The organism is Acidimicrobiales bacterium (genome assembly GCA_034521975.1).
Taxonomy (GTDB): Bacteria; Actinomycetota; Acidimicrobiia; order Acidimicrobiales; family SKKL01; genus SKKL01.
Map to the genome: position 1 here is coordinate 240,160 of JAXHLR010000002.1, position 26,650 is coordinate 266,809.

The 26,650-nt window shown below is 70.0% G+C and carries 30 protein-coding genes; 24 read left to right on the forward strand and 6 right to left on the reverse strand.

What is annotated here, in order from left to right; genetic code table 11:
* Window positions 1-18 precede the first annotated feature (18 nt).
* Window positions 19-768 (forward strand): VIT1/CCC1 transporter family protein, encoded by a 750-nt coding sequence (locus U5K29_01310; protein ID MDZ7677171.1) that lies wholly within the window; start codon window positions 19-21, stop codon window positions 766-768.
* Here the strand turns inward: U5K29_01310 and mshD are convergent.
* Complete coding sequence (mshD, locus tag U5K29_01315; protein MDZ7677172.1) at window positions 732-1,526, reverse strand: mycothiol synthase; 795 nt, start codon at window positions 1,524-1,526, stop codon at window positions 732-734. The genes U5K29_01310 and mshD overlap by 37 nt on opposite strands.
* A gap of 310 nt (window positions 1,527-1,836) precedes the next feature.
* Window positions 1,837-2,028 carry a hypothetical protein gene (locus U5K29_01320; GenBank protein MDZ7677173.1) on the reverse strand — a complete coding sequence of 64 codons (192 nt, stop codon included), beginning with the start codon at window positions 2,026-2,028 and terminating at the stop codon, window positions 1,837-1,839.
* Between the two features lie 67 nt (window positions 2,029-2,095).
* Between U5K29_01320 and hisD the strand changes: the two genes are divergently transcribed.
* Genes hisD through hisF form a run of 6 tightly spaced genes read left to right on the forward strand, consistent with a single transcriptional unit; the run spans window position 2,096 to window position 7,252 of the window.
* Complete coding sequence (gene hisD, locus U5K29_01325) at window positions 2,096-3,391, forward strand: histidinol dehydrogenase (protein ID MDZ7677174.1); 1,296 nt, start codon at window positions 2,096-2,098, stop codon at window positions 3,389-3,391.
* Complete coding sequence (hisC, locus tag U5K29_01330; GenBank protein MDZ7677175.1) at window positions 3,388-4,476, forward strand: histidinol-phosphate transaminase; 1,089 nt, start codon at window positions 3,388-3,390, stop codon at window positions 4,474-4,476. Before hisD ends, hisC begins: the two co-directional genes overlap by 4 nt.
* Complete coding sequence (gene hisB, locus U5K29_01335; protein MDZ7677176.1) at window positions 4,473-5,090, forward strand: imidazoleglycerol-phosphate dehydratase HisB; 618 nt, start codon at window positions 4,473-4,475, stop codon at window positions 5,088-5,090. Before hisC ends, hisB begins: the two co-directional genes overlap by 4 nt.
* A 10-nt stretch (window positions 5,091-5,100) precedes the next feature.
* Window positions 5,101-5,742, forward strand: coding sequence for an imidazole glycerol phosphate synthase subunit HisH (hisH, locus tag U5K29_01340; GenBank protein ID MDZ7677177.1), 642 nt, complete (start codon window positions 5,101-5,103; stop codon window positions 5,740-5,742).
* 2 nt (window positions 5,743-5,744) lie between these two features.
* The gene (locus tag U5K29_01345) at window positions 5,745-6,482 is read left to right on the forward strand and encodes a 1-(5-phosphoribosyl)-5-[(5-phosphoribosylamino)methylideneamino] imidazole-4-carboxamide isomerase (GenBank protein MDZ7677178.1); all 738 of its coding nucleotides are present in this window, start codon (window positions 5,745-5,747) and stop codon (window positions 6,480-6,482) included.
* A complete protein-coding gene (gene hisF, locus U5K29_01350) occupies window positions 6,464-7,252 on the forward strand; it encodes an imidazole glycerol phosphate synthase subunit HisF (protein ID MDZ7677179.1) in 789 nt (262 codons plus the stop codon). Before U5K29_01345 ends, hisF begins: the two co-directional genes overlap by 19 nt.
* Here hisF and U5K29_01355 read toward each other — a convergent pair.
* Complete coding sequence (locus U5K29_01355) at window positions 7,239-7,868, reverse strand: alpha/beta hydrolase (GenBank protein MDZ7677180.1); 630 nt, start codon at window positions 7,866-7,868, stop codon at window positions 7,239-7,241. The genes hisF and U5K29_01355 overlap by 14 nt on opposite strands.
* A 25-nt stretch (window positions 7,869-7,893) precedes the next feature.
* Here U5K29_01355 and U5K29_01360 point away from each other — a divergent pair, with 25 nt between their 5' ends.
* The 3 genes from U5K29_01360 to U5K29_01370 all read left to right on the forward strand — a co-directional run bounded on the left by U5K29_01360 (window position 7,894) and on the right by U5K29_01370 (window position 9,041).
* Window positions 7,894-8,244, forward strand: a complete 351-nt coding sequence (locus U5K29_01360) for a co-chaperone GroES (GenBank protein ID MDZ7677181.1) — start codon at window positions 7,894-7,896, stop codon at window positions 8,242-8,244.
* A gap of 26 nt (window positions 8,245-8,270) precedes the next feature.
* Window positions 8,271-8,633: a hypothetical protein gene (locus tag U5K29_01365; GenBank protein MDZ7677182.1), complete on the forward strand. Its 363-nt coding sequence runs from the start codon at window positions 8,271-8,273 to the stop codon at window positions 8,631-8,633.
* 111 nt (window positions 8,634-8,744) lie between these two features.
* Complete coding sequence (locus U5K29_01370) at window positions 8,745-9,041, forward strand: hypothetical protein (protein MDZ7677183.1); 297 nt, start codon at window positions 8,745-8,747, stop codon at window positions 9,039-9,041.
* Window positions 9,042-9,064: 23 nt separating this feature from the next.
* Here U5K29_01370 and U5K29_01375 read toward each other — a convergent pair whose 3' ends face one another.
* Complete coding sequence (locus U5K29_01375) at window positions 9,065-9,673, reverse strand: hypothetical protein (protein MDZ7677184.1); 609 nt, start codon at window positions 9,671-9,673, stop codon at window positions 9,065-9,067.
* A gap of 114 nt (window positions 9,674-9,787) precedes the next feature.
* Here U5K29_01375 and U5K29_01380 point away from each other — a divergent pair, with 114 nt between their 5' ends.
* Genes U5K29_01380 through U5K29_01400 form a run of 5 tightly spaced genes read left to right on the forward strand, consistent with a single transcriptional unit; the run spans window position 9,788 to window position 15,101 of the window.
* Window positions 9,788-11,041, forward strand: coding sequence for a DUF222 domain-containing protein (locus tag U5K29_01380; GenBank protein MDZ7677185.1), 1,254 nt, complete (start codon window positions 9,788-9,790; stop codon window positions 11,039-11,041).
* 59 nt (window positions 11,042-11,100) lie between these two features.
* On the forward strand, window positions 11,101-11,472 hold the full coding sequence (gene hisI, locus U5K29_01385; GenBank protein ID MDZ7677186.1) for a phosphoribosyl-AMP cyclohydrolase: 372 nt from the start codon (window positions 11,101-11,103) through the stop codon (window positions 11,470-11,472).
* Window positions 11,453-12,967 carry an anthranilate synthase component I gene (trpE, locus tag U5K29_01390; protein MDZ7677187.1) on the forward strand — a complete coding sequence of 505 codons (1,515 nt, stop codon included), beginning with the start codon at window positions 11,453-11,455 and terminating at the stop codon, window positions 12,965-12,967. Before hisI ends, trpE begins: the two co-directional genes overlap by 20 nt.
* 8 nt (window positions 12,968-12,975) lie before the next feature.
* A complete protein-coding gene (locus tag U5K29_01395; protein MDZ7677188.1) occupies window positions 12,976-13,887 on the forward strand; it encodes a glycine cleavage T C-terminal barrel domain-containing protein in 912 nt (303 codons plus the stop codon).
* On the forward strand, window positions 13,884-15,101 hold the full coding sequence (locus U5K29_01400; protein MDZ7677189.1) for a glycosyltransferase family 87 protein: 1,218 nt from the start codon (window positions 13,884-13,886) through the stop codon (window positions 15,099-15,101). Before U5K29_01395 ends, U5K29_01400 begins: the two co-directional genes overlap by 4 nt.
* Here the strand turns inward: U5K29_01400 and U5K29_01405 are convergent.
* Together U5K29_01405 and U5K29_01410 are read right to left on the reverse strand one after the other, a co-directional pair.
* A complete protein-coding gene (locus tag U5K29_01405) occupies window positions 15,061-15,885 on the reverse strand; it encodes an ABC transporter permease (protein MDZ7677190.1) in 825 nt (274 codons plus the stop codon). The two genes, U5K29_01400 and U5K29_01405, sit on opposite strands and share 41 nt — an antisense overlap.
* Window positions 15,882-16,877 carry an ABC transporter ATP-binding protein gene (locus U5K29_01410; GenBank protein ID MDZ7677191.1) on the reverse strand — a complete coding sequence of 332 codons (996 nt, stop codon included), beginning with the start codon at window positions 16,875-16,877 and terminating at the stop codon, window positions 15,882-15,884. Before U5K29_01410 ends, U5K29_01405 begins: the two co-directional genes overlap by 4 nt.
* A gap of 105 nt (window positions 16,878-16,982) precedes the next feature.
* Here U5K29_01410 and ruvC point away from each other — a divergent pair, with 105 nt between their 5' ends.
* The 9 genes from ruvC (at window position 16,983) to U5K29_01455 (ending at window position 26,650) form a co-directional block, all read left to right on the forward strand.
* Complete coding sequence (ruvC, locus tag U5K29_01415; GenBank protein ID MDZ7677192.1) at window positions 16,983-17,480, forward strand: crossover junction endodeoxyribonuclease RuvC; 498 nt, start codon at window positions 16,983-16,985, stop codon at window positions 17,478-17,480.
* On the forward strand, window positions 17,477-18,082 hold the full coding sequence (gene ruvA, locus U5K29_01420) for a Holliday junction branch migration protein RuvA (protein ID MDZ7677193.1): 606 nt from the start codon (window positions 17,477-17,479) through the stop codon (window positions 18,080-18,082). Before ruvC ends, ruvA begins: the two co-directional genes overlap by 4 nt.
* Window positions 18,079-19,158, forward strand: coding sequence for a Holliday junction branch migration DNA helicase RuvB (gene ruvB / locus U5K29_01425; protein MDZ7677194.1), 1,080 nt, complete (start codon window positions 18,079-18,081; stop codon window positions 19,156-19,158). The genes ruvA and ruvB overlap by 4 nt, the downstream gene beginning before the upstream one ends.
* A gap of 45 nt (window positions 19,159-19,203) precedes the next feature.
* A complete protein-coding gene (queA, locus tag U5K29_01430; protein MDZ7677195.1) occupies window positions 19,204-20,226 on the forward strand; it encodes a tRNA preQ1(34) S-adenosylmethionine ribosyltransferase-isomerase QueA in 1,023 nt (340 codons plus the stop codon).
* Window positions 20,223-21,344, forward strand: coding sequence for a tRNA guanosine(34) transglycosylase Tgt (gene tgt / locus U5K29_01435; GenBank protein ID MDZ7677196.1), 1,122 nt, complete (start codon window positions 20,223-20,225; stop codon window positions 21,342-21,344). Before queA ends, tgt begins: the two co-directional genes overlap by 4 nt.
* Window positions 21,345-21,440: 96 nt before the next feature.
* Window positions 21,441-21,791 (forward strand): preprotein translocase subunit YajC, encoded by a 351-nt coding sequence (gene yajC / locus U5K29_01440; protein MDZ7677197.1) that lies wholly within the window; start codon window positions 21,441-21,443, stop codon window positions 21,789-21,791.
* Window positions 21,791-23,203: a protein translocase subunit SecD gene (gene secD, locus U5K29_01445; protein ID MDZ7677198.1), complete on the forward strand. Its 1,413-nt coding sequence runs from the start codon at window positions 21,791-21,793 to the stop codon at window positions 23,201-23,203. The genes yajC and secD overlap by 1 nt, the downstream gene beginning before the upstream one ends.
* Window positions 23,200-24,354, forward strand: a complete 1,155-nt coding sequence (secF, locus tag U5K29_01450; GenBank protein ID MDZ7677199.1) for a protein translocase subunit SecF — start codon at window positions 23,200-23,202, stop codon at window positions 24,352-24,354. Before secD ends, secF begins: the two co-directional genes overlap by 4 nt.
* Window positions 24,355-24,433: 79 nt before the next feature.
* Complete coding sequence (locus U5K29_01455) at window positions 24,434-26,650, forward strand: bifunctional (p)ppGpp synthetase/guanosine-3',5'-bis(diphosphate) 3'-pyrophosphohydrolase (GenBank protein MDZ7677200.1); 2,217 nt, start codon at window positions 24,434-24,436, stop codon at window positions 26,648-26,650.

Below are 26,650 nucleotides of genomic sequence, written 5' to 3' on the forward strand. Positions count from 1 at the left end.
CCTGGATACGCTGTCGGCATGGACCACGATCCCTCGCTGCGGAACGACTCCCTCGATGCCGTCTACCGGGCGGCGCACCGCAACCACCAGCACCGGAGCGTGTCCACCGGAGGCGCCAGAGCAGCGGTCTTCGGCGCCAGCGACGGTCTGGTGTCGAACGTGTCGCTGATCCTCGGTATGGCCGGCGCGTCACCTGCGGAGGGCGTCGTCCGCCTCGCGGGGATCGCCGGGCTCGTCGCCGGTGCGGTGTCGATGGCCGCAGGCGAGTACATCTCCATGCGTGCCCAGACCGAGCTCTACGAGCGCGAGCTGCGGATCGAGCGCTCCGCCCAGCGCCAGAACCCCGAGCTCGAGCAGCTGGAGCTGTCCAAGATCTACGAGGATCGGGGGATGAGCGCTGAGCTGGCCGAGGAGCTGGCCGGGGCCATGATGCGCGACCCCGACGTGGCGCTGGAGGTCCATGCCCGCGAGGAGCTCGGCATCGATCCCGATGAGCTCGGCTCGCCGCTGGGGGCTGCGGGCTCGTCGTTCGCCGCCTTCGCCGTCGGTGCCGCGCTGCCGCTGATCCCCTGGCTGTTCACTGCGGGCACCGGGGCGTTCGTCGGTTCGGTCGTTCTCGGGTTGGTGGGCGCGTTGGTGCTCGGCGCGATCGTTGGCTTCTTCTCGGGCCGGTCGCCGGTCTACACCGCGGTCCGCCAGGCACTGGTGGCCAGCGGGGCCGCCGCGGTCACCTACGGGATCGGCTCGGCCATCGGCGTCGGGATCTGAGCCGGAACGTCGCGTTCGAACACCGTCACCGTGTGGTGGACGGTGAAGCCGAGCTGTTCGTAGAGCGCGACGGCCGGTCGGTTGTCGGCCTCGGTGTAGAGCATGGCGGTGTCGAGACCCAGGCCGGCGAGGTGTTCGAGTCCGGCGAGCACCAGGGCGCGCCCCAGGCCCCGTCCGGTGGCATCGGGGTGGACGGCGATCACATAGATCTCCCCGAGCGGAGGGTCGAGGTCGTGGTGCACCTTGGTCCAGCAGAACCCCAGCAACGGGCCGGTCGGCGGGTGCACGAGGAAGCCGTTCGGATCGAACCACGGTTCATCCTCGTGGTCGCGGAGGTGCTGGCGGGTCCACCCGCTCTGCTCGGGATGCCAGGCGAACGCGGCGTTGTTGATCCGGAGCCAGTCCTCGTCGTCGCGGCCGGGTTCGAAGGGCCGGGTGTCGAGATCCGTGGTGTGTGGAACCGGGAGCGACCGGCGCATCTGGACGAGCCGGCGGGTCGGCGCCAGGCCCGCGGCGGTCGCGATCTGGTGGTGCTCGGCGCTCGCGTCCGGAACCCGCCAGCGGACCGGGCCTCCACCGTGGTCGCCGATCGTCTGCACCAGATCGTCGAGGAGTCGGCTGGCGGTGGCTACGTCGAGTCCTCCGGCTCCGCCGTGCAGCTCCACCTCCCATCCGCGTTCGCCGGGGTGGGCGACGCCCTCGGCACCGTGGTGGTGCACGGTCAGCGCTCGGTCGGGAGGGAGGGGTGTGGTCGACATCGCGGTCGAGGGTACCGGTCGGCGTCGTCGGCTCGGGTCAGGCCCCGGGGCCAGTCTTCCGGGAGCCGGTTCGACCGTACGCCGTAGAACGCGAACGGCGCTCTAGAACCGAAAAGTTGAATGTGGATGTGTCACGGCGTCGCGGGCGGTGTATGGTGATACCTGCCAGGTCCCGCCACCTGGCTGAAGGTGACCCGGGATCCGCCGCCTGAGGTCACCCGGTCGGCGCCCCTTCGGGGGCGCCGACTCGCGTCAGGGCCCCGACCGTACAACGTAAGAACCTTCAGCGGGGCGTGCGTCGTCCGCGTGGTCATCGCAGGCGGTGCACCAGACGGTCGAGGCGCCGGTAGGCGCTGCGCAGGGCTCGCTCCACCTCGTCGAGGTCGGTGCTGATGTCGTCGGTCTCGGTGTCACGGTGCGCGTCGGCGATGGCAACCACCCGTTGGGTGAGCTCGGAGAGCGTCGAGGACACCGATGAGAGCTGGGCGCGGTGTTCGTCCATGCACGCAGTATGACCCCACGAAACCGATGGGCGATCCGATCGGTGGGACCGGTACCGTGGCGGGGCCATGATCCTGACCCACCTCGATCTGCGAGGACTCGACGACGACGCCCTCCGCGCCACCCTGCCCCGGCCCAAGGCGGCCGGCTCCGAGCCGGTGGAAGCGGTGCGCGAGATCCTCGACGACGTCCGCGTACGCGGCGACACCGCGGTCCTCGAGCTCACCGAACGCTTCGACGGGGTGCGCCTCGATTCGCCACGTGTCCCTTCCGCCGCGTTGGACGAAGCCCTGGCGTCGATCGATCCGTCGGTGCGGGCCGCGCTCGACGCTGCCGCCGAGCGCATCCGGGCCCACCACCAGACCCAGGTGCGCCACGACCACACCGACACCCGCGACGGCATCAGCATCGAGGCGCTGGTCCGGCCGGTCGAGCGCGCCGGCATCTACGTGCCCGGGGGCAGGGCCGCCTACCCGAGCACGGTGCTGATGACGGTCATCCCCGCCCGCGTCGCCGGCGTGCCCGAGGTTGTGCTGTGCGTGCCACCGGACCGCGCCACCGGTCGAGTCGCCGAGGTGACCCTGGCCGCGGCCGCGATCGCCGGGGTCGACGAGGTCTACGCCATCGGTGGAGCCCAGGCGATCGGTGCCATGGCCTACGGCACCGAGACGGTGCGCCCGGTCGACGTCATCGCCGGGCCCGGCAACGTGTTCGTCGCGGTCGCCAAGCGCGAGGTGTCCGACCGGGTCGGCATCGCGGCGGCCTTCGCGGGACCGTCCGAGGTGGTGGTCGTCGCCGACGAGACGACACCGGTCGACTACGCGGCCATCGACGTCATCCTGCAGGCCGAGCACGGCCCCGACGGCACCTCGTGGCTCATCAGCTGGTCCCCGGAGGTGTGCGAGGCGGTGGACGCCGCGGTCGAACGTCTCGTCGCCGGCGCTCCACGGCGAACCGAGATCGAACAGACCTTGTCCGCCGGTGGGTTCAGCGCCCTCGTCGACGGCCCCGAGCAGGCCATCGCGGTCGCCAACCTCGTCGCCCCCGAACACCTCGAGCTCCTCTGCGACGACCCTCGTCGGTTGCTTCCGCTGGTGCGCAACGCACCGGCGGTGTTCTGCGGACCGCTCTCTCCCGCGTCGATCGGCGACTACATCGCCGGTCCCAGCCACGTGCTCCCCACCGACGGCACCGCCCGATTCGCCAGCGCGCTCACCGTCGCCGACTTCACCAAGGACATCCACGTGGTGACCGTCGAGCCCGCGGGCTTCGACGCCGTGGCTCCCCACGTGGTGGCGCTGGCGGCGGCCGAGGGGCTCGATGCCCATGCCGAATCGGTCCGTCTCCGCCAGGCCGACCGATGACCGGCTCCGGCACGCGGTCGCGACGGCCGGCGGTGCGCGACGACCTCGCGCTCATGGACGGCTACCACTCGCCACAGGTCGACGTCGAGGTCCGCCTCAACACCAACGAGTCGCCGGTCGGACCACCGCCCGAGTTCGCCCGCGAGCTGGCCGACGCGATCGCCGCCGTCGACTGGAACCGCTACCCGGACCGTGCTGCCACCGAGCTGCGGACCGCCATCGCCGGGCTGCACGGCGTCGGTCCCGACCAGGTGTTCGCCGCCAACGGCTCCAACGAGGTCCTCCAGACCCTCTGCCTCGCCTACGGGGGGCCTGGCCGCACGGCGGCGGTCTTCGAGCCGACCTATGCCCTGCACGGCCACATCGCCCGCGTGACCGGCACCTCGGTGGTGGTCGGCGAGCGCACCGACGACTTCGAGCTCGACCCGGCCGAGGTCGACCGGATCATGGCGACCGATCCCGACATCGTGTTCCTCTGCTCGCCGAACAACCCCACGGGTCTGGTCGAGCCCGAGCCCGTCGTCCGCGACATCGTCGGTCGCGCCGGCGCGCAGGGTGCGCTGGTGGTGGTCGACGAGGCCTACGGCCAGTTCGCCGGGTGGTCCGCGCTCGAGCTCCTCGACGACGATCTGCCGCTGGTGGTCACCCGCACCTACTCCAAGACCTGGGCGATGGCCGCGGCGCGGCTCGGGTACCTGGTCGGGCCGGGTTGGCTGGTCGCCGAGCTGGCGAAGGTCGTGCTGCCCTATCACCTCGACGCCGTCACCCAGCTGGCGGGCACGCTGGCGCTCCGCCACATCGACGCCATGGAGCACCGGGTGGCCGACCTGGTCGAGGAACGGGGCCGGGTCGTCGCGGCCCTGTCCGAGCTTGCGGTCACCGTGTGGCCATCGGGCGCCAACTTCATCCTGTTCCGGCCCGACGCACGCGATGGTGCCGAGGTGTGGCACGACCTGGTCGATCGATCCGTGCTGGTGCGCAACTGCGCCTCGTGGCCGCGCCTCGACGGCTGCCTGCGGGTCACCCTCGGCACCCCGGCCGAAGACGATCGCTTTCTCGAAGCACTCACGGAGATCCTCACATGACCACCGATACCCCGACCCGCAGCGCGCGCCGCTCGCGGACCACCAAGGAGACCTCGATCGAGATCGCCCTCGACCTCGACGCCACCGGTGGCGGGGTGGTCGAGGCGTCCACGGGGTTGCCGTTCTTCGACCACATGCTCTCCCAGTTGGGTCGCCACGGCGGGCTCGACCTCTCGGTGACCGCCACCGGCGACCTCCACATCGACGCCCACCACACGGTCGAGGACACCGGGATCCTGCTCGGCGAGACCTTCGCCGAGGCGCTCGGCAACAAGGCCGGGGTGCGCCGGTTCGCGTCGAACCGGGTACCGCTCGACGAGGCCCTGGTCGACGTGGCGCTCGACCTGTCCGGCCGGCCCTTCCTCGTCTACGAGGTCCATCCCCCAGGCGAGAAGATCCTCGGCGACCCACCCTTCGATCCCCAGCTGGCCGAGGAGTTCTGGCGCGCGTTCGTCACCTCGGCCGCGATCACCCTCCACGTCGAGATGGTGCGGGGCAAGAACACCCACCACGTCATCGAGGCAAGCTTCAAGGCCGTCGCCAGGTCGTTGCGCGACGCGATCCGCGTCGAGGTGGCCGATGGTGCGGTCCCCTCCACCAAGGGGACCCTGTGAGGGTGCACCGATGAGCAGCGCCGACACCCAGCGGCCGCTGGTGGCGGTCCTCGACTACGGCATCGGCAACCTGCGTTCGGCCCAGAAGGGGCTCGAGCGGGCCGGTGCCGACGCGCGCCTCACCGCCGATCCCGGCCTCATCGCCGATGCCGCGGCCGTGGTCCTGCCCGGGGTCGGCGCCTTCGGGCGGTGCATGGAGGCCTTGCACGAGTCGGGGTTGGCCACCCGGGCGGTCGAGGCCGCCGCGAGCGGTCGGCCCTTCCTCGGCATCTGCGTCGGGATGCAGCTGATGTACGAGGGATCGGACGAGACCGCCGACGTCCCCGGGCTCGGCATCCTCCCTGGCCGGGTGGTGCTGCTCCCCGAAGGGGTCAAGCGGCCCCAGATGCAGTGGAACGTGCTCGAGATCGTGCGGCCCTCGCCGCTGCTCGAGGGACTTGCGGATCCGGCGTGGGTCTACTTCGTCCACTCCTACGCGCCCGAGGACGGCGAGCACACCATCGCCCGGTGCGACTACGGCGGACCGGTGGTCGCCGCTGTCGAGCACGACAACGTGCTGGCCACCCAGTTCCACCCCGAGAAGTCCGGCGACACCGGCATCGCCATCCTGTCGAACTTCGTGGCCATGGCCCGTACCGCCGTGGGGGTCTGACCGTGGATCTCTATCCCGCCATCGACATCCTCGGCGGGCGTGTCGTGCAGCTGGTGCAGGGCGACTTCGACAACGTGGCCGTCCACGGCGACGACCCGGCCGCGGTCGCCCGAGCGTTCGAACAGGCGGGCGTGCCATGGATCCACTGCGTCGATCTCGACGCGGCGCGCACCGGCGAGCTGGTGAACCGCCCCCACATCGCAGCAGTGGTCGAGGCGGTGTCGGTACCGGTCCAGGTCGGCGGGGGAGTGCGGTCGGCCGATGCGGCCCGAGCGCTGGACGGCATCGGAGTGACTCGGGTGGTGATCGGCACGGCGGCGTTCGAGGAGCCGGAGATCGTCGAGGCGATCGCTGCCCAGCAGCGGGTCGCCATCGGCCTCGACATCAGGGGCCGTGAGGTTGCCATCCGGGGATGGACCGCTGGTGCCGGCGTCGAGTGGGATCAGGTGCTGGCGCGCCTCGCGGGCGCCGGCGCCGAGGCCGTCGTCGTCACCCAGATCGAGCGCGAGGGGCTCATGGGTGGGCCCGACGTCGCCGGTCTCACCGAGATGCTGGCCGCGACCGACCTCGACGTCATCGCCTCGGGCGGCGTCAGCAGCCTCGACGACCTGCGGGCGCTCGACGCCGTGGAGGTCGATGGGCGCGGGCTCGCGGGGGCGATCGTCGGCACGGCGGTGTACGAGGGAGCGGTTCCCGTGGAACGAGCGGTGGAGGTGTTGCGATGCGCGCCGCGCGGGTGATCCCCTGCCTCGACGTCGACGCCGGTCGGGTCGTCAAGGGAACCAACTTCGTCGACCTGCGCGACGCGGGCGACCCCGTCGAGCTGGCGGCCCGCTACGACGCCGAGGGCGCCGACGAGCTGGTGTTCCTCGACATCACCGCCTCGTCCGACGAGCGCGACACCATCGTCGAGCTCGCCCGCCACGTGGCCGAGGAGGTGTTCATCCCGTTCACCATCGGCGGTGGCATCCGTTCGGTCGACGACGCCCGCCGGCTGTTGCGCGCGGGCGCCGACAAGGTGTCGGTCAACTCTGCCGCGGTGGCCCGCCCCGAGCTGCTGGGTGAGCTGGCCGAAGAGTTCGGAACCCAGTGCGTGGTGATCGCCATCGACGGCCGTCGCCAACAGGTCGAGTCGACATCGTTGGGTGAGGTGCCGTCGTCGTTCGAGGTGTACACCCACGGCGGGCGCCGCCCGACCGGCATCGACGTGGTCGAGTGGGCCACCCGCGCCACCGATCTGGGCGCGGGAGAGGTGCTGCTGACCTCCATGGATCGCGACGGCACCCGTCAGGGGTTCGACCTGGAGATGACCCGCGCTGTCGCCGACGCGGTGCCGGTCCCGGTCATCGCCTCCGGTGGGGTCGGAGAGCTGCAGCATCTGGTCGACGGCATCACCGGCGGTGGGGCCGACGCCGTGCTGGCCGCGTCGATCTTCCACTTCGGCGAGCACTCGATCGCCGAGGCCAAGGCGCTCATGGCCGATCAGGGAGTCAACGTCAGGCCGGTGTGACGGCCTCGACCACCGCGTCGACCGCCGCCGCGAGTCGTCCGGTCAGGAAGTGGTCGGCCATGTCGATCTCGACGACGGTGGTGGCGCCCCACCCGGCGGAGGCGTCGCGGGCCGCGGCAGGCGGTCGGAACTGGTCGTGGGCGGGGACGACGAGGGTGGTCGGTCGGTCGTCGGTCGCGGCGGCGGGATCGTCGGCGATCACCGAGAGCGGAGCGGCGATGGCGACCCAGCCGGTGAGGTCGGGATGGTCGGACGAGAGGGCCACGTCGCCGCCGAAGGAGTAGCCGATCGACCACAGCGGTGTGCCGGGGGCGAGTGCGGCCGCGGTGCCGAGGGCAGCGGAAGCGTCGAGCCGTTCGTCGACACCCGACCCGAAGGTGCCCTCCGATCGTCCGACACCGCGGAAGTCGAACCGCACGACCGCCACCCCGGTAACGGCGAGTCCCCGGAACACTGCGTCGACCACCGTGTTGTGGCGGTCTCCGCCCATCCGCGGATGCGGATGGCACACCACCGCGACGGCACCGGTCCCCGGTGGGACCACGAGGTCGCCGTGAAGGGTCAGCCCGTCGTCGGTGACGATCTCGATGGGCCCGATGTCGATGTCGTCGGACATGGCCCCAGACGGTACCGTCGGCGAGATGAGCAACAGCGAGGGCGCCGGTCTGCCGGGCGACGACAAGCTGCCCATCAAGATGCTGAACGACCGGATCCTGGTGAAGATCGAACAGCCCGAGGGCGAGCGCAGGTCGTCGGGTGGCATCCTCATCCCCGCCACCGCGCAGAGCTCCAAGCGACTCGCCTGGGCCGAGGTCGTTGCGGTCGGGCCCAACGTGCGCTCGATGGAGACCGGCGACCAGGTGCTGTTCAACCCCGAGGACCGCTACGAGGTCGAGGTGCGGGGGACCGACTACATCATCTTGCGCGAGCGCGACATCCACGCGGTGGCATCGAGCCGCCTCGAAGAAGGCAGCACCGGCCTGTACCTCTGAGGTCGAGGCCGCGCGAACCTGGTCGGATGCTGGTGATCGACGCGGCCAACGTGATCGGGTCGCGCCCGACGGGATGGTGGCGCGATCGGCCGGGGGCCGCACGAACCTTCGTGGGTCGCGTGCGGGCGACGGTGGCCGCGGGGAATCTCGATCCGCCGGTGACCGTGGTGCTCGAGGGCCGGTCCCGGTCAGGGGCAGAGGAGGCGGATCACGACGGCGTGGCGGTCGTGCACGCGCTCGGCGAAGGCGACGACACCATGGTCTCGGTTGCCGAGACCAACCGTGACGTGGTGGTGGTCACCGCCGACCGTGAGCTGGCCGCCCGGGTCCGAGCCGTCGAGGCGAAGGTCGTCGGTCCGAGCTGGCTGCTCGACCGCCTCGTCGACTGAGGCTGGCGGCCTGCTCTCCTGGCCTCAGCGTTCGGACGGAGCTCGGGGACGGTCCCGCTGTCCAATGCGACCTTGTAGATATGCATTGTTGCCTTGTAATCTGACTCCGCGGTGGTCGGGTCGCTGTCGAGGCGGCTCGGTGGGGTCGATGAAGCAGTCGCCGCCGACGTGCTCGGCGCGGTCATCGAGCTTCCCGAGACGATCGATCTGGTGTCGCTCCGGGCCTTGGGGTGGCCGATGGGTGAACTGGTCCACGCCGGAGCTCGCCTCGATCTCATCTCGCTCGAAGCGCTGGCGGCGGCGAGGCATCTCTCCGCCGTCATCTGTCTCGCCGAAGTCGACGACAACGATCCTCTGCGGACGGCTGCGACCAGCTTCGGTGTCGAGCTCCGAACGGTTGGCGACTGACGTCGTGGGACTCCTCGGTCGCGCTATGGGCCAGCCGCTTCGCGCGGGAGTTGGGACATCCAGACTCGGAACAGGTCCGTGTCGTACCGGTCGCGCACGAGCATCGGCGGCATCTCACTCGGGTACTCCCATCTGACTCGATCTTGATCGAGCCGGGCGAGCGTCTGGTACCAGTCACGGAGTCCCGAGCCGAGACGACGGTGCAGATCGAAGTTCCTCCGGCTACGAGTCGGGTCGGCGTCGCGCCGGCGCGACAGCGTTTCGTCGTCGGAGATGTTGACCAGCACGAGGTCGGCGATGCCCAACCGACAGGACGCGATGGCCTCGGTCGCCGCGTCGATGCCGGCTTCGAAGCGTTCCCACGAGATGACCCCCAGTCGCGCGAGGCAGTAGTCGTAGTGCAGCTTCAGTGGATCGGTGTCACACACCGCCAGGTCGCGCTCGGTCTCAACCCGAAGGGCCTCTGCCCAGCGGCGGCAGTTGACGTCGTTCCAGAACCGAGCGAGGCCGTCGTCAGACGAGGCTGCGGGCGGTTCGATCCGTTCCGTCTCGGCTACCACGCTGTCGGGTCCCTGTGCAACGCACCATGTGGTCTTTCCCGCCGCGCTGGGGCCCTCGACGACGACGATCACACATCGGATCGTGTCACCTCCTCATCATTGAGTCACGGGCGTCTTCTGTGAGATTTCTTGAAGTTTCGGTGGTTGTGGTTGCGAACAGGTGTTCGAGCCGGTATTGTGGGGTGCATGAGCGAACATCCGGCGGTGTTGGTGCGACAACTGGGGGAGGTGCTCGACGGGTTGGCTGGGGTCGACTGGGCTCTGGTCGATCCGGGGTCGGCGGCGGAGGTGTTGGTGGGGTTGATGGGGGCGGGTTCCAAGCTCGATGCGGTGACGGCGGCGGTGGCGGGCCGGGTGGAGGCGTCGCGGGTCTGGGCCGAGGACGGGTCCAAGTCCGCGTCGGCGTGGTTGGGTCGGGCCGCGGGTCGTGATCGGGCCGAGACCAAGGGCGTGTTCGGGCGGGCTCGGGCGTTGCGGGACATGCCCGGGACCGCGGCCGCCCACGAGGCGGGGGAGTTGTCGGCGCGTCATGTGCGGTTGTTGGCTCGGGCCCAGCGGATCAACCCCGAGGTGTTTGCCGGTGATGACGAGGCGTGGCTGGTGGCCCAGGCCCAGGTGTTGGGTTTCGACGATTTCGCCAAGGTGGTCGACTATTGGTGTCAGTGCGCGGCGCCTGATGAGGTCGAGGACCAGGCCCGGGCCCGTTACGAGGCCCGCCGGGCCCGACTCACCACTGGGTTGGACGGGATGGGCCATCTCGAGGTCGATCTCGACCCGGTCGCCCACGGCCTGTTCGCCGAAGCGTTGGCGAGGATCGAACAAGAACTGTGGGAGACCGATTGGGCCGAGGCCCGCGACCGTCTCGGGGTCGACGCCACCAAGGCCGATCTGGCCCGCAGCGATGCCCAACGTCGCCACGACGCCCTGGTCGAGATGGCCCGGCGTTCCGCCGCGACCCCCGCCGGTGCCCGGAAACCGGTGCCGTTGATCACCGTGCACATCGACCACGACACCCTGGCGGGTCGGGTGTGTGAGCTCTCCACCGGCCAGGTCCTCACCCCCGGTGAGGTCCTGCCCCTGTTGAGCGAAGCCGACATCGAACGGGCCGTGTTCGACACCCCGTCGCGGCTGGTCGACCTCGGCGAACAGGCACGGTTCTTTGTCGGTGGCACCCGCCGAGCCGTACAGATCTGCCAACCCCAATGCGTGCACAACACCTGCGAGGTGCCCGCCGAACGCTGCGACGTCCACCACATCGAGGCCTGGCCCGCCGGGCCCACCACCCAAGCCAACGGCGAACCCCGCTGCCCCGCACACCACCCCGGCCGCCGCCGCACCGACAAAGCCCGGCGACGACGAAGTGGCCGCGGCAGCAAGACAGACAGCAGCGCCGATGGAGACGACGATGGAGACGGCGAAGCCGACCAACCCGGCTCCTGATCCTCCCACCTCGGTGGGAATCGTTCGGTGGGGTCGCGGCGCGCCCGTACGATGGGGTGATGCCCGCTGTGACACCCATACCGGTCGACGAGGCCGACCTGGCCGAGGTCCAGTTCGACGATGCCGGACTCGTGCCCGCCATCATCCAGGAGGACGGCACCGGCGAGGTGCTGATGTTCGCCTGGATGAACGCCGAGTCGTTGCGGCGCACCCTCGAGACCGGGCGCATCTGGCTGTGGAGCCGGTCCCGCCAAGAGCTGTGGTGCAAGGGCGAGACCTCCGGCGACCGCCAGTACGTGCGGCGGGGCTGGTACGACTGCGACGGCGACGTCGTGCTCTTCGCCGTCGAGCAGGAAGGCAGTGGGGCATGCCACACCGGCAACCACAGCTGCTTCTACCGGGAGTTCGGGCATGCAGCCGACCAGAGCTGAGTTCCACCGCCTCGCTGCCGAGTACACGGTGGTGCCGGTCTGGCGCGAGCTGCTGGCCGACCTCATCACCCCCGTCGCCGCCTTCGCCCGGCTCTGTGGCGACGACCAGCCGGGGTTCCTCCTCGAGTCGGTCGAGCACGGCGAACGGTGGAGCCGGTGGTCGTTCGTCGGCCGCAACCCCATCGGAACGATCACCTCCCGCGCCGGAGCGGTCGCCGTCGAAGGCGACCTGCCCGACGACCTGCCCCTCGACCAGGGGGTGCTCGCCACCCTCGAGGAGCTGCTCGACTGCTACCGGTCGCCGTCGTTGCCCCACCTGCCTCCGCTGCACGGGGGCGTGGTCGGCCACCTCGGCTACGACGTGGTGCGCGAGGTCGAACGGCTCCCGAACGTGCCGCCCGACGACCGTGGGCATCCCGACGCCATGCTGTCGGTCATCGGGGAGCTGGCGGCGTTCGACCACTGGCGCCAGCGGGTCACCCTCATCGAGAACGTGATCGTGCCGCCGGGGGCGGACGAGGCCGAGCTCGACGCCCGCTACGACGACGCCGTCGCCCGGCTCGACACCTTGGCCCGCGACGGCGCCCGAGCCATCGACGAGCCGATCATGGACCCACCCGACGCCGACGAACTGCCCGAGTTCACCACCACCATGGGCGGTGCGCCCTACGAACGGGCCGTCGACGCCGCTCGCGAGTACATCCTCGCCGGCGACATCTTCCAGGTGGTGCTCTCGCAGCGCTTCGACGTCGCCCTCGACGCCGACCCCTTCGACGTCTACCGGGTGCTGCGCCAGATCAACCCCAGCCCCTACATGTTCTTCGTGCGCCAGCCGGGGCTCAGCCTGGTCGGGTGTTCGCCCGAACCGATGGTGCAGCTCCTCGACGGCCGGGTGATCTCCCGGCCCATCGCCGGCACCCGTCGGCGAGGCACCACCGAGGAGGACGACCGACGGCTGGGCGCCGAGCTGCTCGAGCACCCCAAGGAGATCGCCGAGCACGTCATGCTCGTCGACCTCGCCCGCAACGACGTGGGCCGAGTGGTCACCTTCGGCACCGAACGGGTCGAGGAGATGATGACCCTCGAGCGCTACAGCCACGTCATGCACATGACCTCGCAGGTAGCGGGCGAACTGGCCGAGGGCAGAACCCCCATCGACGTGCTGCGGGCCACGCTTCCCGCGGGCACGGTGTCGGGCGCGCCCAAGGTGCGGGCCATGGAGATCATCGACGAGTTCGAACCCACCAAGCGCGGTCCCTACGCCGGGGTGGTCGGCTACCTCGACTTCTCGGGCAACATCGACACCGCCATCGCCATCCGCACCATGATCATCGGCGACGACAACGTCGCGTCGGTACAGGCCGGCGCAGGGGTGGTGGCCGACAGCGTGCCCGAGCAGGAAGACCTCGAGTGCCGCAACAAGGCCAAGGCGCTGCTGGTGGCCATCCCGCCGGCCCGACGCATGACCGCGATCCGACGCAAGCACCAGGAGTGAGCCCCCCGATGTCACCGCTCGCCGACCAGATCCAACGCCTGCGCGACGACGCCGGGCTCGTACGCCTCGACCGCGAGGTCGTGCTGGCCCACGGAGACGCCGTCGTCGACTACCTCCAGGGCCAGCTCAGCCAGGACGTCGCCGCCCTCGAACCGGGACGGGCCGCGTGGTCGTTCATCCTCCAACCCCAGGGCAAGGTCGACGCCTGGTTCCGGGTCACCCGCGTCGACGACACCACCTTCGCCCTCGACATCGACGCCGGTTGGGCCGATCCGCTCGTCGCACGGCTCGAACGGTTCAAGCTCCGCACCCCGGTCACCTTCGAACGTCGCGACTGGACGGTGACCGCGCTCCGCGGCGCCGAGGTCCTGGCGCCACAATCACCGCCCAGCCCCGACCAAGGGGTGGCGGTGCCCGTCGAGTGGCCAGGCGATCGTGGCTGGGACCTGATCGGGCCCGGCGAGGTCACCTCCGGGCCACCAGAATGCTCGGTCGAGGCAATGGAGGTGCTGCGAATCGAGGCGGGACGCCCCCGCATGGGCCACGAGCTCGAGGCGTCGACCATCCCCGCCGAGGCCGGCGTCGTCCCCATCTCGGTGAGCTTCACCAAGGGCTGCTTCACCGGCCAGGAGCTGGTGGCCCGCATCGATTCGCGAGGCAGCCAGACACCACGGCGTCTCGTCGGCCTTCACCTAGAGAACCAACAGGCGCCGCCCCAGGGCGCCACGCTGGTCCACGACGACCGCGAGGTCGGACGCGTCACCAGTTCCGCCGACGTCTCCTCGACCGGTCATCCGGTCGCGTTGGCCTATCTCAAGCGGGGCATCGACCTGCCCGCCGACGTCGAGATCACCGTCGCCGACCGCGTCGTTTCGGGCCGTGCCGTCGAGCTTCCGTTGGTGGAGGGTCGCCGGGCGTGACCCAGGCGGGCGGGGGGAGCTGGCGGTGGCGGACCTACCCGCTGGCGATCCTGGTCGCCATCGTCGCCGCGGTGGTGCTGGTGGTGGTCTCCTCCGACGGCGCCAGCAGCCTGTCGGGGCGGCTCGGGGGAGACTTCCCCGAGTTCTACGCCGCCGGCCAGATCGTCGCTGACGGCGACGGCGATCGGCTCTACGAGGTCGACCGCCAGGTCGAGGCCCAGGCGCGCTACTGGGGTGAGGAGGGTTCGCTCATCCTGTTCGCCTACCCGCCCGTCGTCGCGGCCACCTACCGGGTGCTCGCCCTGCTCGACTATCGGTTGGCCTACCTCGTGCACACGCTGGCGATGATCGCCGCCCTCGGCGCGGCGGTGCTGGTGCTCCGCAGCGTGCTCCCCGTGCTGACGGTCCACCGGTACCGGCTCGCGGCGGTGGCGTTCACCCTCACCTTCCTTCCGATGTTCACCGGGGTCACGCTCGGACAGAACACGGCCTTGGTACTGTTGGCCGGAAGCGGAGTCTGGTGGGGACTCCACCACCATCGCGACCTGGTCGCCGGCGTGGCGATGGGCCTGCTCACCCTCAAACCCCAGTACGGGGTGCCGCTGCTCGCTCTGGTGGTGCTCGCCCGACGGTGGACCGCGGTCGCGGCGGCGGCGGTCACGACCGTCGTACTTTGGCTCGCTTCCGCGGCGGTGTCGGGCTTCGGTTGGATGGGCCCGTGGCTCGACCTCACCCGCTCGCTGAGCGAGATCGACCAGGGAGCCAACCTCCACAACGAGGTCTCGTGGCTGGGCCTGGCAGAGGTGGCGCTGGGCGCGGGTTCAGGGGCTGCCCTGGCCATCGCCCTCGTCGCCGGCGCCACCACGGTGGCCGCGCTGGTGTGGCGGCTCTGGACCCGGCCGGTGCTCGATCACCTCACGGTGGCGTTGGTGCTGCCCACGCTGTTGGTGGTGGCCCCGCACTCGCTCTACTACGACGCCGGCATGCTGGTGGTGTCGGTGGGAGCGCTCATCACCACGATTCCCGAACGGCACCAACCCCAGGTGTTGGCCCTCTGGTGGGTGGCGGGGTTCGGACACCTCGGCGCGGCCATGCTGGGGGTGCAGCCGGTGGCGCTGCTGGTGATCGCCACCTGGGCCTGGGCCTGGCACGCCACCAGCCCGACCCCCGAGGTCAGATCCCGTCGGCGACGCCCAGCAGACGTGACCGGCTGACTGCCTTCATCCCCCGCCACAGCCCCACCACCGCAAGGGCCCAGGCCAGCCCACCGATCACCACCGAGGCACGGGCCGCGCCGAAGAGCGCTCCGGTCGACTGCGAGTAGGCGACCATGATCAGCGGGATGCTCACCAGGCCCGAAGCCTGCTGAGCGGCGGCGGTGCTCTTCACCCGCGCCGAGAGTCGCAGCACGACCGATAGTGCCAGGGCGAGGAACGGAGGGATGACCCACAGCATCAGGACCCACCACTCCGATGTGGGGAAGAACCAGCCGCCCACATCCGGCCCCACGATCACGTTGACGATGAGCGAGTAGATGCCGAACCCGACGATGGTGGTGGCATAGCCCGGCAGGAGACTGGCCAGCAGTTTGCCGAGGTAGATCGCACGGACGTCGGCGGGGGAGTGGGCGAGGAACTCACCGGTGCCCCGCTCGCGCTCGCCCACGATCGACGCCGCACCGACCGCGGTGGAGATCGTGAGCGGAACGACCACTGCCACCGGTCCGAACAGGTACACCGCCAGGACGTAGCCGGCCCGGCCGGCATCGGAGTTGCCCCGGACGTTCTCCTGGGCGGTGGCAGGCAGCATCTCGAGGGTCTGGGAGATCTGGGCGACGGCATCGACATCGCCGATCGCGGTGATGCTCGAGAGCAGGACGAGGGGGACGATGACGAAGAACAGGCCACCGAGGAACATCATCGGCAACCAGAAGTCGCGGGCCCCGATCAGCTGCTTGAGGTCGGTGCGAGCCACGGTGAGGATGTGACCGACGTTCACGGGGTCTCCCCTCCGGTCGACGCTGCTCGGGCGGCTCGGGCCTCGGAGCGGACGGCGAAGTACAGGTCCTCGAGGCTCGGCCGGTGGGGTTCGACCCTGGTGAGGCGCACCCCGGCCGCGACCAGGTCGGCGACCACGTCGGCCACGGCGGTGTGCTCGTCGAGTTGGACCGTGGCCAGGCTCTGGCGCTGGTAGCCGAGGACCCCCGGACGGTGGCGGAGCTGGTCGAGGGTCGCCGGGTCCTCGGCCTCGAGTCGCAGGGACAGTCCGGGCCAGTAGCGCGCCACCAGCTCTTCGTTGGTCCCCGACACCAGGTTGGTGCCCTCGTCGAGCACCACGATCTGTTCGGCCAGTCCCTCGGCCTCCAGCAACAGGTGGGTGCACATGACGATCGTCGATCCATCGGTCCGCATCTGGCGGATGAGGTCGAGCACCGCGTACGACGACTCCGGGTCGAGTCCAGAGGTGGGTTCGTCGAACAGCAACAGGTCGGGCTCGTGCAGCACCGATCGCGAGAGGGCGAGGCGGGTCTTCATCCCGGTGGAGTAGCCCCCGACCTGCTGGTCGAGAGCGTGCTCGATCTCGAAGCGGGCCGCGGCCTCACGGATGCGGCCGTCGGCGTTGCGTCCCAGTCCGTACAGCTGCGCGGCGTAGCGAAGGTTGTCCCACCCGCTGAGCCGGTCGTAGAGGGCGGGCTTGGCCGACACGACCCCGCAGCGACGCCGGACCTCCTCGCCGCGGTGAGCAGGATCGAGTCCGAACACCCGAACGCTGCCTCCATGGGGGTCCAACGCGCCGGTGATCATCCGCACCGCGGTGGTCTTGCCGGCGCCGTTGGGACCGAGCAGCACGGTGATGCTCTGGGTGGGCACGACCAGATCCAGCCGGTCGAGTGCCCGGACCGGGCCGAAGACCCGGCTGACGCCGTCCAGCACGACGGCGGGGACCGCGTCGGGGATGTCGCGAGGCAGCGGTGTGGTGGTCCCCGTCATCGGTTCGTGCACCTTGATCTGGTCGGCGCACACGGTGTCGATCTGTAGCTCTCGCGACCGCGACCATCCCCGAATCGTTCCACCACCCCGAGTATGGTCGTACTGGTGTTCGTTCTTGGCATCGACCCCGGGCTCTCGCGCTGTGGCTACGCCGTGGTCGACCCGCGTCCGCGTCCGGCCCGGGCCGTGGCCATCGGGGTGCTGCGCACCTCGCCGTCGGATCCGCTCCCCACCCGACTCGCCGAGCTGCAGGCCGAGGTCAAGGCCCTGCTCGACGAGTTCCTCCCCGCCGTCGTGGCCATCGAGCGGATCTTCTTCCAGCACAACGTGCGCACCGCGGTGTCGGTCGGCCAGGCCTCGGGCGTGGTCATCGCCGAGGCGGCGAGCCGGGGCTGTGAGGTGGTCGAGTACTCACCCAACGAGGTGAAGCTGGCCGTCACCGGCGACGGCGCGGCCGACAAGGCGGCGGTGGGGGCCATGGTCACCACGCTGCTGGCGTTGCGCCGACCCCCCGAACCGCCCGATGCCGCCGATGCCGCCGCCCTGGCGCTGTGCCACCTCGCCCACGCGCCGCTGTCCGCTGCCATCGGAGGTCGCCGATGATCGGGTCGTTGCGTGGCACCCTGATCGATCGCACGCTGTCGGGTGAGGTGCTCGTCGAGGTGGCCGGCATCGGCTACCGGGTGGTGGTCAGCCCGTCCACCGCCGTCGCCATCGGCGAGGTCGGCGACGACGTCTTCCTGCACGTCCACCACCACCTCCGCGAGGACGCCCAGACCCTCTACGGGTTCGCCGACCGCGACGAGCGCATCGCGTTCGAGGCCCTGCTCGGCGCCCATGGTGTCGGTCCGTCGCTCGCCCTGGCCATCTTGTCGGTGCACCCGCCGTCGGCGCTGGCCCGCGTCCTCGCCGACGACGACCTCGCATCGCTGTGCCTGGTTCCGGGTGTCGGCAAGAAGACCGCGGCCCGTCTGCTCGTCGAGCTGAAGTCCCGCCTCGATGTCCCCGATCTCGAATCGTCGGCCACGAGCGAGACGTCGTCGAACGGTTCGGGTGGCTCGTCGCGCTCCGATGTCCACGACGCGCTTGCCGGCCTCGGGTACTCCAGCGACGAGATCCGCGAGGCGGTGCGCGACCTCCCGAACGACGGCGACGCCTCCCATCTGCTGCGTGAGGCACTGCGGCGCCTGGCCGGGGCCCGATGAGAGAAGAGCTGCTCGACCCCGAACCGGGGCCCGACGATCACGACGCCGAGGGCGCGCTCGGTTGGGCGGCGGCAACACCAGGGGCCGACGAGGCCGGTCTGCGGCCCCGACACCTGGGCGAGTTCGTCGGTCAGGCCGAGCTCAAGGAGCACCTCGGCATCGTGCTCGAAGCGGCACGCCGCCGGGCCCAGGCGGCCGACCACCTGCTTTTCGCCGGGCCGCCGGGTCTGGGCAAGACCACGCTGGCCGGCATCGTCGCCGCCGAGATGGGCGTCGGGATCCACGTCACCTCCGGTCCTGCGCTCGAGCGCGCCGGCGACCTCGCCGCCATCCTCACCCAGCTGGCCGACGGCGACGTGTTGTTCATCGACGAGATCCATCGGCTCTCTCGTGCGGTCGAAGAGGTGCTCTATCCGGCCATGGAGGACTTCCAGATCGACATCGTGCTGGGCAAGGGGCCTGCCGCTCGTTCCCTGCGCCTCGATGTGCCTCGCTTCACCCTCGTCGGCGCCACCACCCGCACCGGGCTCATCACCGGACCGCTGCGCGACCGCTTCGGCCTGGTGGCCAGGCTCGACTACTACGCCGCCACCGATCTCGAGTCCATCGTCGTGCGGACCGCGGGCATCCTCGGCGTCGAGCTGCACGACGCGGGCGCGGTCGAGATCGCACGCCGCGCGCGGGGAACCCCCCGCATCGCCAACCGGCTCCTGCGGCGGGTGCGCGACTTCGCCGAGGTGCGCGGCACCGGCGTGGTCGACCACGCCACCGCCCACGACGGCCTCGCCCTGTTCGGGGTCGACGAGCTCGGTCTCGACAAGATCGACCGGGCCATCCTCGATGCGCTCTGCAGTCGCTTCGGTGGCGGCCCGGTCGGTCTGTCCACCCTGGCGATCAGTGTGGGCGAACCCTCCGAGACGGTCGAAGACGTCTACGAGCCGTTCCTCATCCAGCTCGGTCTGCTCATGCGCACGCCACGTGGCCGGGTGGCCACGCCGACTGCGTGGAGCCACCTCGGGCTCATCGCTCCCCAGGCCCCTTCGGCCGATCCAGAGCCGCCCAGCCTCTTCGAGTGAGCGCTGGTGGTCGGACCACCCTGGGGCCGTAGTGTTTCGGTGCCCATGGATCTCGCCGACTTCGACTACGACCTCCCCGACGAGCGCATCGCCCAGCATCCGATCGAGCCCCGTGATGCGGCGAAGCTGCTGGTCGACCACGGCCCCGGCCACCGCCCCGAGGACCGCCAGGTGTGCGACCTGGCCGAGCTGCTGGGGCCCGGCGATGTCGTGGTCGTCAACCACACCCGGGTGCTGCCCGCCCGACTCCACCTGGTCAAGCCCACCGGCGGAGCGGTCGAGGTGCTGCTGCTCGAGCCTGATCCGACCCACAGCCAGGTGTGGGAGGCGCTCGTCAGGCCAAGCCGAAAGGTGGCCCCCGGCACCCTCCTGACACCGGCCGGCGACGACGCCGGGCTCGGTGTCGAGGTAGGCGACGACCTGGGCGAGGGTCGCCGACTGGTGCAGGTGCGGACCACGGGGATGGATCTGCTCGACGCGCTCGACCGCTACGGCGAGGTGCCGCTCCCGCCCTACATCACCGAGACCCTCGACGACCCCGAGCGGTATCAGACGGTGTTCGCCGACCGCCCCGGATCGGTTGCGTCCCCCACCGCCGGGCTGCATCTCACCACCGAACTGCTGGCGCGGATCGAGGCGAACGGGGTGCCGGTGCATCCGGTCGAGCTGGTGGTGGGACTCGGCACCTTCCGTCCGATCACCGCCGATCGGGTGGAGGACCACCGGATGCACGCCGAGCGCTACCAGGTCCCCGCCGAGACCATGGCCGCCTGCCGCGATGCCGACCGGGTGGTCGCCATCGGCACGACGGTCACCCGTGCCCTCGAGTCGGCGGCGACCAGCGGCGAGCGGTGTGGTCGGACCGACCTGTTCATCCACGGCGACCACGACTGGAAGGTCGTCGACGCGCTGCTCACCAACTTCCACATCCCCCGCTCGTCGCTGCTGGTGATGGTCGACGCCTTCGTCGGTCCCCGCTGGCGCGATCTGTACCGGCACGCCCTCGACCACGGCTACCGGTTCCTGTCCTTCGGCGATGCCATGTTCCTCCAGCGGGGTGGCCGATGAGGCTCGACATCGATCTGGTCGCCTCCGACGGTGCCGCCCGCACCGGGTGGGTCACCACCCCGCGAGGCCGGTTCGCCACCCCGCAGTTCATGCCGGTGGGTACCAAGGCCGCGGTGCGGGCCCTCGACACCGTCGACCTCGAGGCGCTGGGCGCCGAGATCGTGCTCGGGAACACCTACCACCTCATGCTTCGGCCAGGTGCAGACCTGATCGACGGGCAGGGTGGTCTGCACCGCTTCATGGACTGGGGCGGTCACCTGCTCACCGATTCGGGTGGCTACCAGGTGTTCTCCCTCGAACCCAGGGTCACCGATGAAGGGGCGACCTTCGTCTCCACCTACGACGGCAGCACCCATCACCTCAGCCCCGAGGAGGCGGCCCGGATCCAGGCTGGCCTCGGCGCCGACATCCAGATGGTGCTCGACGTCTGCCCCCCGTTGCCGTCGGCACCCGAGGTCATCACCGACGCGGTCGACCGCACCACGCTGTGGGCCGAACGGGGCCGGGCCGCCTTCCTCGCCGAGCGGGAGCACCGTCTGGCCCAAGGTCGCGACCAGGCCCAGTTCGCCATCGTGCAGGGCGGACTCGACGTCCAGCTGAGGGTCACCAGCGCCAAGGCCCTGGTCGGCATCGGCTTCGACGGCTACGCCATCGGAGGCCTGTCGGTGGGCGAGAGCCGGGCCGAGATGGTCGAGGCGCTGGCCGCCACCATCGATCAGCTCCCCGCCGATCAGCCCCGCTACCTGATGGGCGTCGGCGACCCTGCCGGGCTGGTCGAAGCGGTCACGCTCGGAATCGACATGTTCGACTGCGTGCTCCCCACCCGCCTGGGTCGCCACGGCATGATCCTCACCAGCGAGGGTCGGATCAACCTCCGCAACCGGCGGTTCGCCACCGACGACGATCCGCTCGACCCGGGGTTCGTGGCCAGCCCGGCTCACCGCTACTCCCGGGCCTACCTGCGGCACCTGCTCATGATCAACGAGCCCACCGCCCACCGGGTGCTGACCCTGCACAACCTCGCCTGGACCTTCGACCTGGTGCACCGCATGCGCACCGCGATCGAGGCGGGCACGTTCGAGTCCCTGCGCCGCGAGGTGCTGGCGGTGTGGGGTTGACCGGGTCGGCGGCCGAGCGGTCAGGTACCACTGGGTCGGTGGTCGCGACTAGCGTGACCCTCCGGTCTGATCGCCATCGGAAGGCTGTTGTTCGCCGTGGACCTGCTCATCTTTCTCGCTGTCATGGTGCTGTTCGTCTGGGGGTTCATGATCCTGCCCCAGCAGCGCCGCGCGAAGCGCCACAACGAGCTGGTCGCCTCGATCCAGCCCGGTGACGAGTTGCTGACCACGGCGGGGATCTACGGCACCGTCACCGACGTCTTCGACGACGACATCTTCCTCGAGGTCTCGCCCGGCGTCGAGATCCGCATCGCCAGCGCGGCGGTGGCCTCCAAGATCGACTTCGAGGACGACGCCGGCGACGACCGCGCCGACGACGACCGCGCCGACGACGACAGCGCCGCCGACGACACCAGCGAAGGCGATGACGCCGTCGAGGACCGCTGATGCGCAGACAGGAACTGGTGCCGCTGCTGGCGATCGTGATCGTGACCGCGGCGGCACTGATCTACACCTTCGCGGCCGGCAACCAGCCCCTGCTCGGCCTCGACCTGCAGGGCGGGGTATCGGTGGTGCTCCAGCCCACCGATCCGGCCTCTGACGAGGACCTCGACCAGTCGATCAACATCATGCGTCGCCGGGTCGACGCCCTGGGCGTGGCCGAGCCCGAGGTGGCCCGTCAGGGTGACACCATCATCGTCCAACTCCCCGGTGTCGACGAGCCTCAGCGGGCCCTCGACCTCATCGGCCAGACCGCCGAGCTGCGGTTCCGTCCGGTGCTCGAGGAGGTCGGACCCGACGTCGAGCTCACCGAGCCCGAGGACGACATCGCCGAGGACGAGGTGGTGCTGGCGGGCGACGACTCGGTCGGCGTCGAGCGCCACTACCGGATGGGGCCGACGGCACTCACCGGAAGCGGCATCTCCGGCGCCGAAGCGCTCTACAACCAGCAGGCACTCGAGTGGTTGGTCCAGGTCGACCTCAAGAGCGGAGCGGAGGGGATCGAACCGTTCAACGAGCTGGCCAGTGCCTGCTTCGCGCGCCAGCCCCAGTGTCCCACCGGCCAGCTCGGCATCGTGCTCGACGGCGCCGTCATCTCCGCACCGGTGTTCCAAGAACCCCAGTTCGACGATGCGGTCACCATCACCGGCAACTTCGATCAGGAGGGCGCCCAGGACCTCGCCCTCGTGCTGCGCTTCGGTGCATTGCCGGTCGAGCTCGAGACCCAACAGACCCAGACCGTGTCGGCCACCATCGGCCGCGACGCCCTCGATGCCGGGATCGTGGCCGGCCTCGTCGGCGTGGTGCTGGTGGCCATCTACATGATCGCCTACTACCGATTGCTGGGCATCGTGGCCATGCTGTCGCTGGGCGTGTCGTTCGCCCTGTTGTGGTCGATCATCAGCTGGCTCGGAGAGGCCCAGGGATTGGCCCTCACCTTGGCGGGAGTGACCGGTCTCATCGTCGCGGTGGGCGTGTCGGTCGACTCGAACGTCGTCTACTTCGAGAACGTGAAGGAGGACGTGCGCGAGGGGCGGCCCGTGCGATCCTCGGTCGAGCGTTCCTTCAAGACGGCGTTCTCCACCATCGTCAAGGCCGACGTCACCACTCTCATCGGAGCGGGGTTGCTCTACTGGCTCACCATCGGTCCGGTTCGGGGCTTCGCGCTCTACCTCGGGCTGGCCACCATCCTCGACCTCATCGTGTCCTACTACCTGATGCGCCCCTTTGTCATCGGTCTCGGGCGGTCGCACCGTCTCCGGGGGAGACCGGGCTGGTTGGGGATCCCGGCCACCGAGCCGGTGGCCGGCGCTGCGCCCTCGGTGCGCGAACCGGCGACGCTGGGAGGTGGCCGATGAGCATCGCCGGACGGCTCTACAGCGGCAACCCCGGCTTCGACTTCCGCCGGGCGTGGGGCAAGGCGCTGATCATCTCGGTGGTGCTGGTGGCGATCTGCGTCGCCTCGTTGGCGATCCGTGGCCTCGAACTGGGCATCGACTTCGAAGGGGGCGGCGTGTGGGAGGTTCCCTCCGCCGACCTGTCGGTCGAGGAGACCCGTGATGCGCTCCGCCCCATCGATCGACACGACGCCCGCATCCAAGAGCTCACCTCCGCCGCCGGTTCCCGCACCATCCGGGTGCAGGCCGGGGTCGACGCGGTCGACGACAGCGACGAGATCGTTGGCGCTCTGGCCGAGGCCGCCGGCACCAGCCCGGATCAGGTGTCGATCAACACGGTCGGTCCGACCTGGGGCGACGAGATCACCGGAGCGGCCGAGCGGGCGCTGATCTACTTCTTCATCGCCATCGCGGCGTACCTCTCGATCCGGCTCGAGTGGCGGATGGCCGCGGGCGCGCTGGTCGCGGTGGTCCACGACATCGCCGTCACCGTCGGTGTGTACTCGCTGTTCCAGTTCACCGTCACCCCGGCGACGGTCATCGCCTTCCTCACCATCCTCGGCTATTCGCTCTATGACACCGTCGTCGTGTTCGACAAGGTCAAGGAGTCGACCCACCTGGTCGGCACCAGCACCAAGATGACCTACACCGACATGGCGAACTACGCCACCAACGAGGTGTTCATGCGGTCGGTGAACACCACGATCACCTCGCTGCTGCCCATCGTCTCGATCCTCCTGGTCGGCTCGCTGCTGCTCGGTGCGACCACCCTGCAGGAGTTCGGCATCGCACTCGCGATCGGCCTGGCGGTCGGCGCCTACTCGTCGCTGTTCGTCGCCGTTCCCGCCGTCACCTGGCTCAAAGAGCGCGAGTCGCAGTTCGCCGAGATCAGCCGCAAGCTGGGCGGCAACCGCTCGACGCCGGTCGAGGCGACCGAGGTGGCGGGCATGGCCAGCGCCGGCCGCAAGGCGGCCCGCGACGACGCCAAGACCGCCCGGCAGTCCCGGACGTCCTCGTCGCCGGACAGGGCCGGACCCGCGGCTCCCACGCCCCGTGTCACGCCCACCCTCACCCACCCTCCGAGACCCCGCAAGAAGGGCAAGCGACGCTGAAGTCGAGATCGTCACCGTGGGTGCAGGTCCCCGGTAGCCTGAAGGCATGACGACCACCAGCAGGGACTGAGCGGCGGTCATGGCCACCGTCGACCGCGTCCTTCCCTGGCGGCGCGAGCTGGCGCCGCCGTCGGTCGAGGTCGCGCCGCTCGTCGCGCGCTTCAAGGGGCGCGACTCCCGCGCCCAGGCGGCGATGATCACCCGGGCCTACGAGATCGGCCGCGACGCCCACCAGGGACAGACGCGGGTGTCCGGCGAGCCCTACATGACCCACCCGCTCGCCGTGGCCAAGATCGTGGCCGATCTCGGCCTCGACGCGGTCACCATCGCCGCCGCGCTCCTGCACGATGCGGTCGAGGACACCGGCATCGAGGTCGCCGACCTCGAACGTGAGCTCGGCCCCGAGGTCGCCGCCATCGTCGACGGGGTCACCAAGCTCGACCGGCTCAAGTTCGACTCGAAGGAGGCTCAGCAGGCCGCCACCATGCGCAAGATGCTGGTGGCCATGGCCAAGGACCTGCGGGTCCTGATCATCAAGCTCTCCGACCGGCTGCACAACATGCGCACCATCGCCGCCATGCCCTCGTGGAAGCAGGCCAGGACCGCCCAGGAGACCCTCGACATCTACGCGCCGCTGGCCCATCGCCTGGGCATGCAGGAGCTCAAGATGCAGCTCGAGGACCTCTCCTTCTCGGCGATGCATCCCAAGCGCTACGCCGAGATCGACCAGATGGTCTCCACCCGCGCCCCCGAGCGCGAGTTGTACGTCATCCAGGTGCTCGAGCAGGTGCGGGCCCGGTTGGCCGAGACCAACGTCGAGGCCGAGGTCACCGGTCGCCCCAAGCACTACTGGAGCATCTACGAGAAGATGGTCGTCAAGGGCCGCGAGTTCGACGACATCTTCGACCTGGTGGGCATCCGGGTCACCGTCGACACGGTCAAGGACTGCTACGCCGCGTTGGGGTCCATCCACGCCACGTGGAAGCCGGTGCAGGGACGGTTCAAGGACTACATCGCCATGCCCAAGTTCAACCTCTACCAGTCCCTGCACACCACCGTCATCGGTCCCCAGGGCAAGCCGCTCGAGGTCCAGATCCGCACCTCGGAGATGCACAGCAGGGCCGAGTTCGGGGTGGCGTCGCACTGGAGCTACAAGGACGCGGCGTCGAGCGAGGACGTGGCCTGGCTCAACCGCATCATCGAGTGGCAGCAGGAGACCTCCGACCCCTCGGCGTTCATGGCCAACCTCAAGATCGACCTCGAACAGGACGAGGTCTTCGTGTTCACGCCCAAGGGTCGGGTCATCACCATGCCGGTGGGGGCCACCCCGATCGACTTCGCCTACACGATTCACACCGAGGTGGGCCACGCCTGCATCGGCGCCCGGGTCAACGGTCGGCTGGTGCCGCTCGACTCCAAGCTCAACTCGGGCGACACCGTCGAGATCTTCACCTCCAAGGTCGAAGGGGCCGGGCCCTCGCGCGACTGGCTCAAGATCGCGGTCACGCCACGGGCCACCAACAAGATCCGGCAGTGGTTCTCCCGTGAGCGACGCGAGGATGCCATCGAGACCGGCCGCGACGAGCTCGAACGAGCGCTGCGGCGCGAAGGGCTCCCGGTCCAGAAGCTCACCAACTCTCCGCTGCTGAAGGAGGTTGCCGAGTCGCTCAACTACGCCGACGTCGACGCGCTGCACGCGGCGATCGGCGAGCACCACGTGTCGGCCAAGTCCGTGGCCGGACGGGTGGGCAAGGCGCTCCGGGGCGGAGAACCCGAGATCGAGGAGCAACTGCCTCGCACGGCGCGCACTGCCAAGAACCGACCGGGCGCCTCGTCCTCGGGTGTTCACGTCGAAGGGCTCGACGATGTCATGGTGCGGCTGTCGCGCTGCTGCACGCCGGTCCCTGGCGACGAGATCATGGGGTTCGTGACCCGCGGCCGGGGTGTGTCGGTGCACCGCGCCGACTGCGCCAACGCGGTGTCGCTCATGTCCGGTCAGGCCGACCGGCTCATCGACGTCGAGTGGGACTCCGCCCCGTCGGGGTTCTTCGTCGCGTCGATGGAGGTCAAGGCCCTCGACCGGTCGCGCCTGTTGCGCGACGTCTCGGCGGTGCTGGCCGACCACCACGTCAACATCATCTCGTGCACGACCACCACCGGCAACGACCGAGTCTCCAAGCTGCGGTTCGACTTCGAGCTCGGCGACCCGTCACACCTCGACTCGCTGATCGGCACCGTGCGCAGCATCGATTCGGTGTACGACGCCTACCGCGTGGTCCCCGGCAAGGGCGGGTGA

Coding starts and splice junctions, on each gene's coding strand:
- U5K29_01310 (MDZ7677171.1), top strand. CDS start 19: ATGGACCACGATCCCTCGCTGCGGAACGACTCCCTCGATGCCGTCTAC.
- mshD (MDZ7677172.1), bottom strand. CDS start 1,526: ATGTCGACCACACCCCTCCCTCCCGACCGAGCGCTGACCGTGCACCAC.
- U5K29_01320 (MDZ7677173.1), bottom strand. CDS start 2,028: ATGGACGAACACCGCGCCCAGCTCTCATCGGTGTCCTCGACGCTCTCC.
- hisD (MDZ7677174.1), top strand. CDS start 2,096: ATGATCCTGACCCACCTCGATCTGCGAGGACTCGACGACGACGCCCTC.
- hisC (MDZ7677175.1), top strand. CDS start 3,388: ATGACCGGCTCCGGCACGCGGTCGCGACGGCCGGCGGTGCGCGACGAC.
- hisB (MDZ7677176.1), top strand. CDS start 4,473: ATGACCACCGATACCCCGACCCGCAGCGCGCGCCGCTCGCGGACCACC.
- hisH (MDZ7677177.1), top strand. CDS start 5,101: ATGAGCAGCGCCGACACCCAGCGGCCGCTGGTGGCGGTCCTCGACTAC.
- hisF (MDZ7677179.1), top strand. CDS start 6,464: ATGCGCGCCGCGCGGGTGATCCCCTGCCTCGACGTCGACGCCGGTCGG.
- U5K29_01355 (MDZ7677180.1), bottom strand. CDS start 7,868: ATGTCCGACGACATCGACATCGGGCCCATCGAGATCGTCACCGACGAC.
- U5K29_01360 (MDZ7677181.1), top strand. CDS start 7,894: ATGAGCAACAGCGAGGGCGCCGGTCTGCCGGGCGACGACAAGCTGCCC.
- U5K29_01365 (MDZ7677182.1), top strand. CDS start 8,271: ATGCTGGTGATCGACGCGGCCAACGTGATCGGGTCGCGCCCGACGGGA.
- U5K29_01380 (MDZ7677185.1), top strand. CDS start 9,788: ATGAGCGAACATCCGGCGGTGTTGGTGCGACAACTGGGGGAGGTGCTC.
- hisI (MDZ7677186.1), top strand. CDS start 11,101: ATGCCCGCTGTGACACCCATACCGGTCGACGAGGCCGACCTGGCCGAG.
- trpE (MDZ7677187.1), top strand. CDS start 11,453: ATGCAGCCGACCAGAGCTGAGTTCCACCGCCTCGCTGCCGAGTACACG.
- U5K29_01395 (MDZ7677188.1), top strand. CDS start 12,976: ATGTCACCGCTCGCCGACCAGATCCAACGCCTGCGCGACGACGCCGGG.
- U5K29_01410 (MDZ7677191.1), bottom strand. CDS start 16,877: ATGACGGGGACCACCACACCGCTGCCTCGCGACATCCCCGACGCGGTC.
- ruvA (MDZ7677193.1), top strand. CDS start 17,477: ATGATCGGGTCGTTGCGTGGCACCCTGATCGATCGCACGCTGTCGGGT.
- ruvB (MDZ7677194.1), top strand. CDS start 18,079: ATGAGAGAAGAGCTGCTCGACCCCGAACCGGGGCCCGACGATCACGAC.
- queA (MDZ7677195.1), top strand. CDS start 19,204: ATGGATCTCGCCGACTTCGACTACGACCTCCCCGACGAGCGCATCGCC.
- tgt (MDZ7677196.1), top strand. CDS start 20,223: ATGAGGCTCGACATCGATCTGGTCGCCTCCGACGGTGCCGCCCGCACC.
- secD (MDZ7677198.1), top strand. CDS start 21,791: ATGCGCAGACAGGAACTGGTGCCGCTGCTGGCGATCGTGATCGTGACC.
- secF (MDZ7677199.1), top strand. CDS start 23,200: ATGAGCATCGCCGGACGGCTCTACAGCGGCAACCCCGGCTTCGACTTC.
- U5K29_01455 (MDZ7677200.1), top strand. CDS start 24,434: ATGGCCACCGTCGACCGCGTCCTTCCCTGGCGGCGCGAGCTGGCGCCG.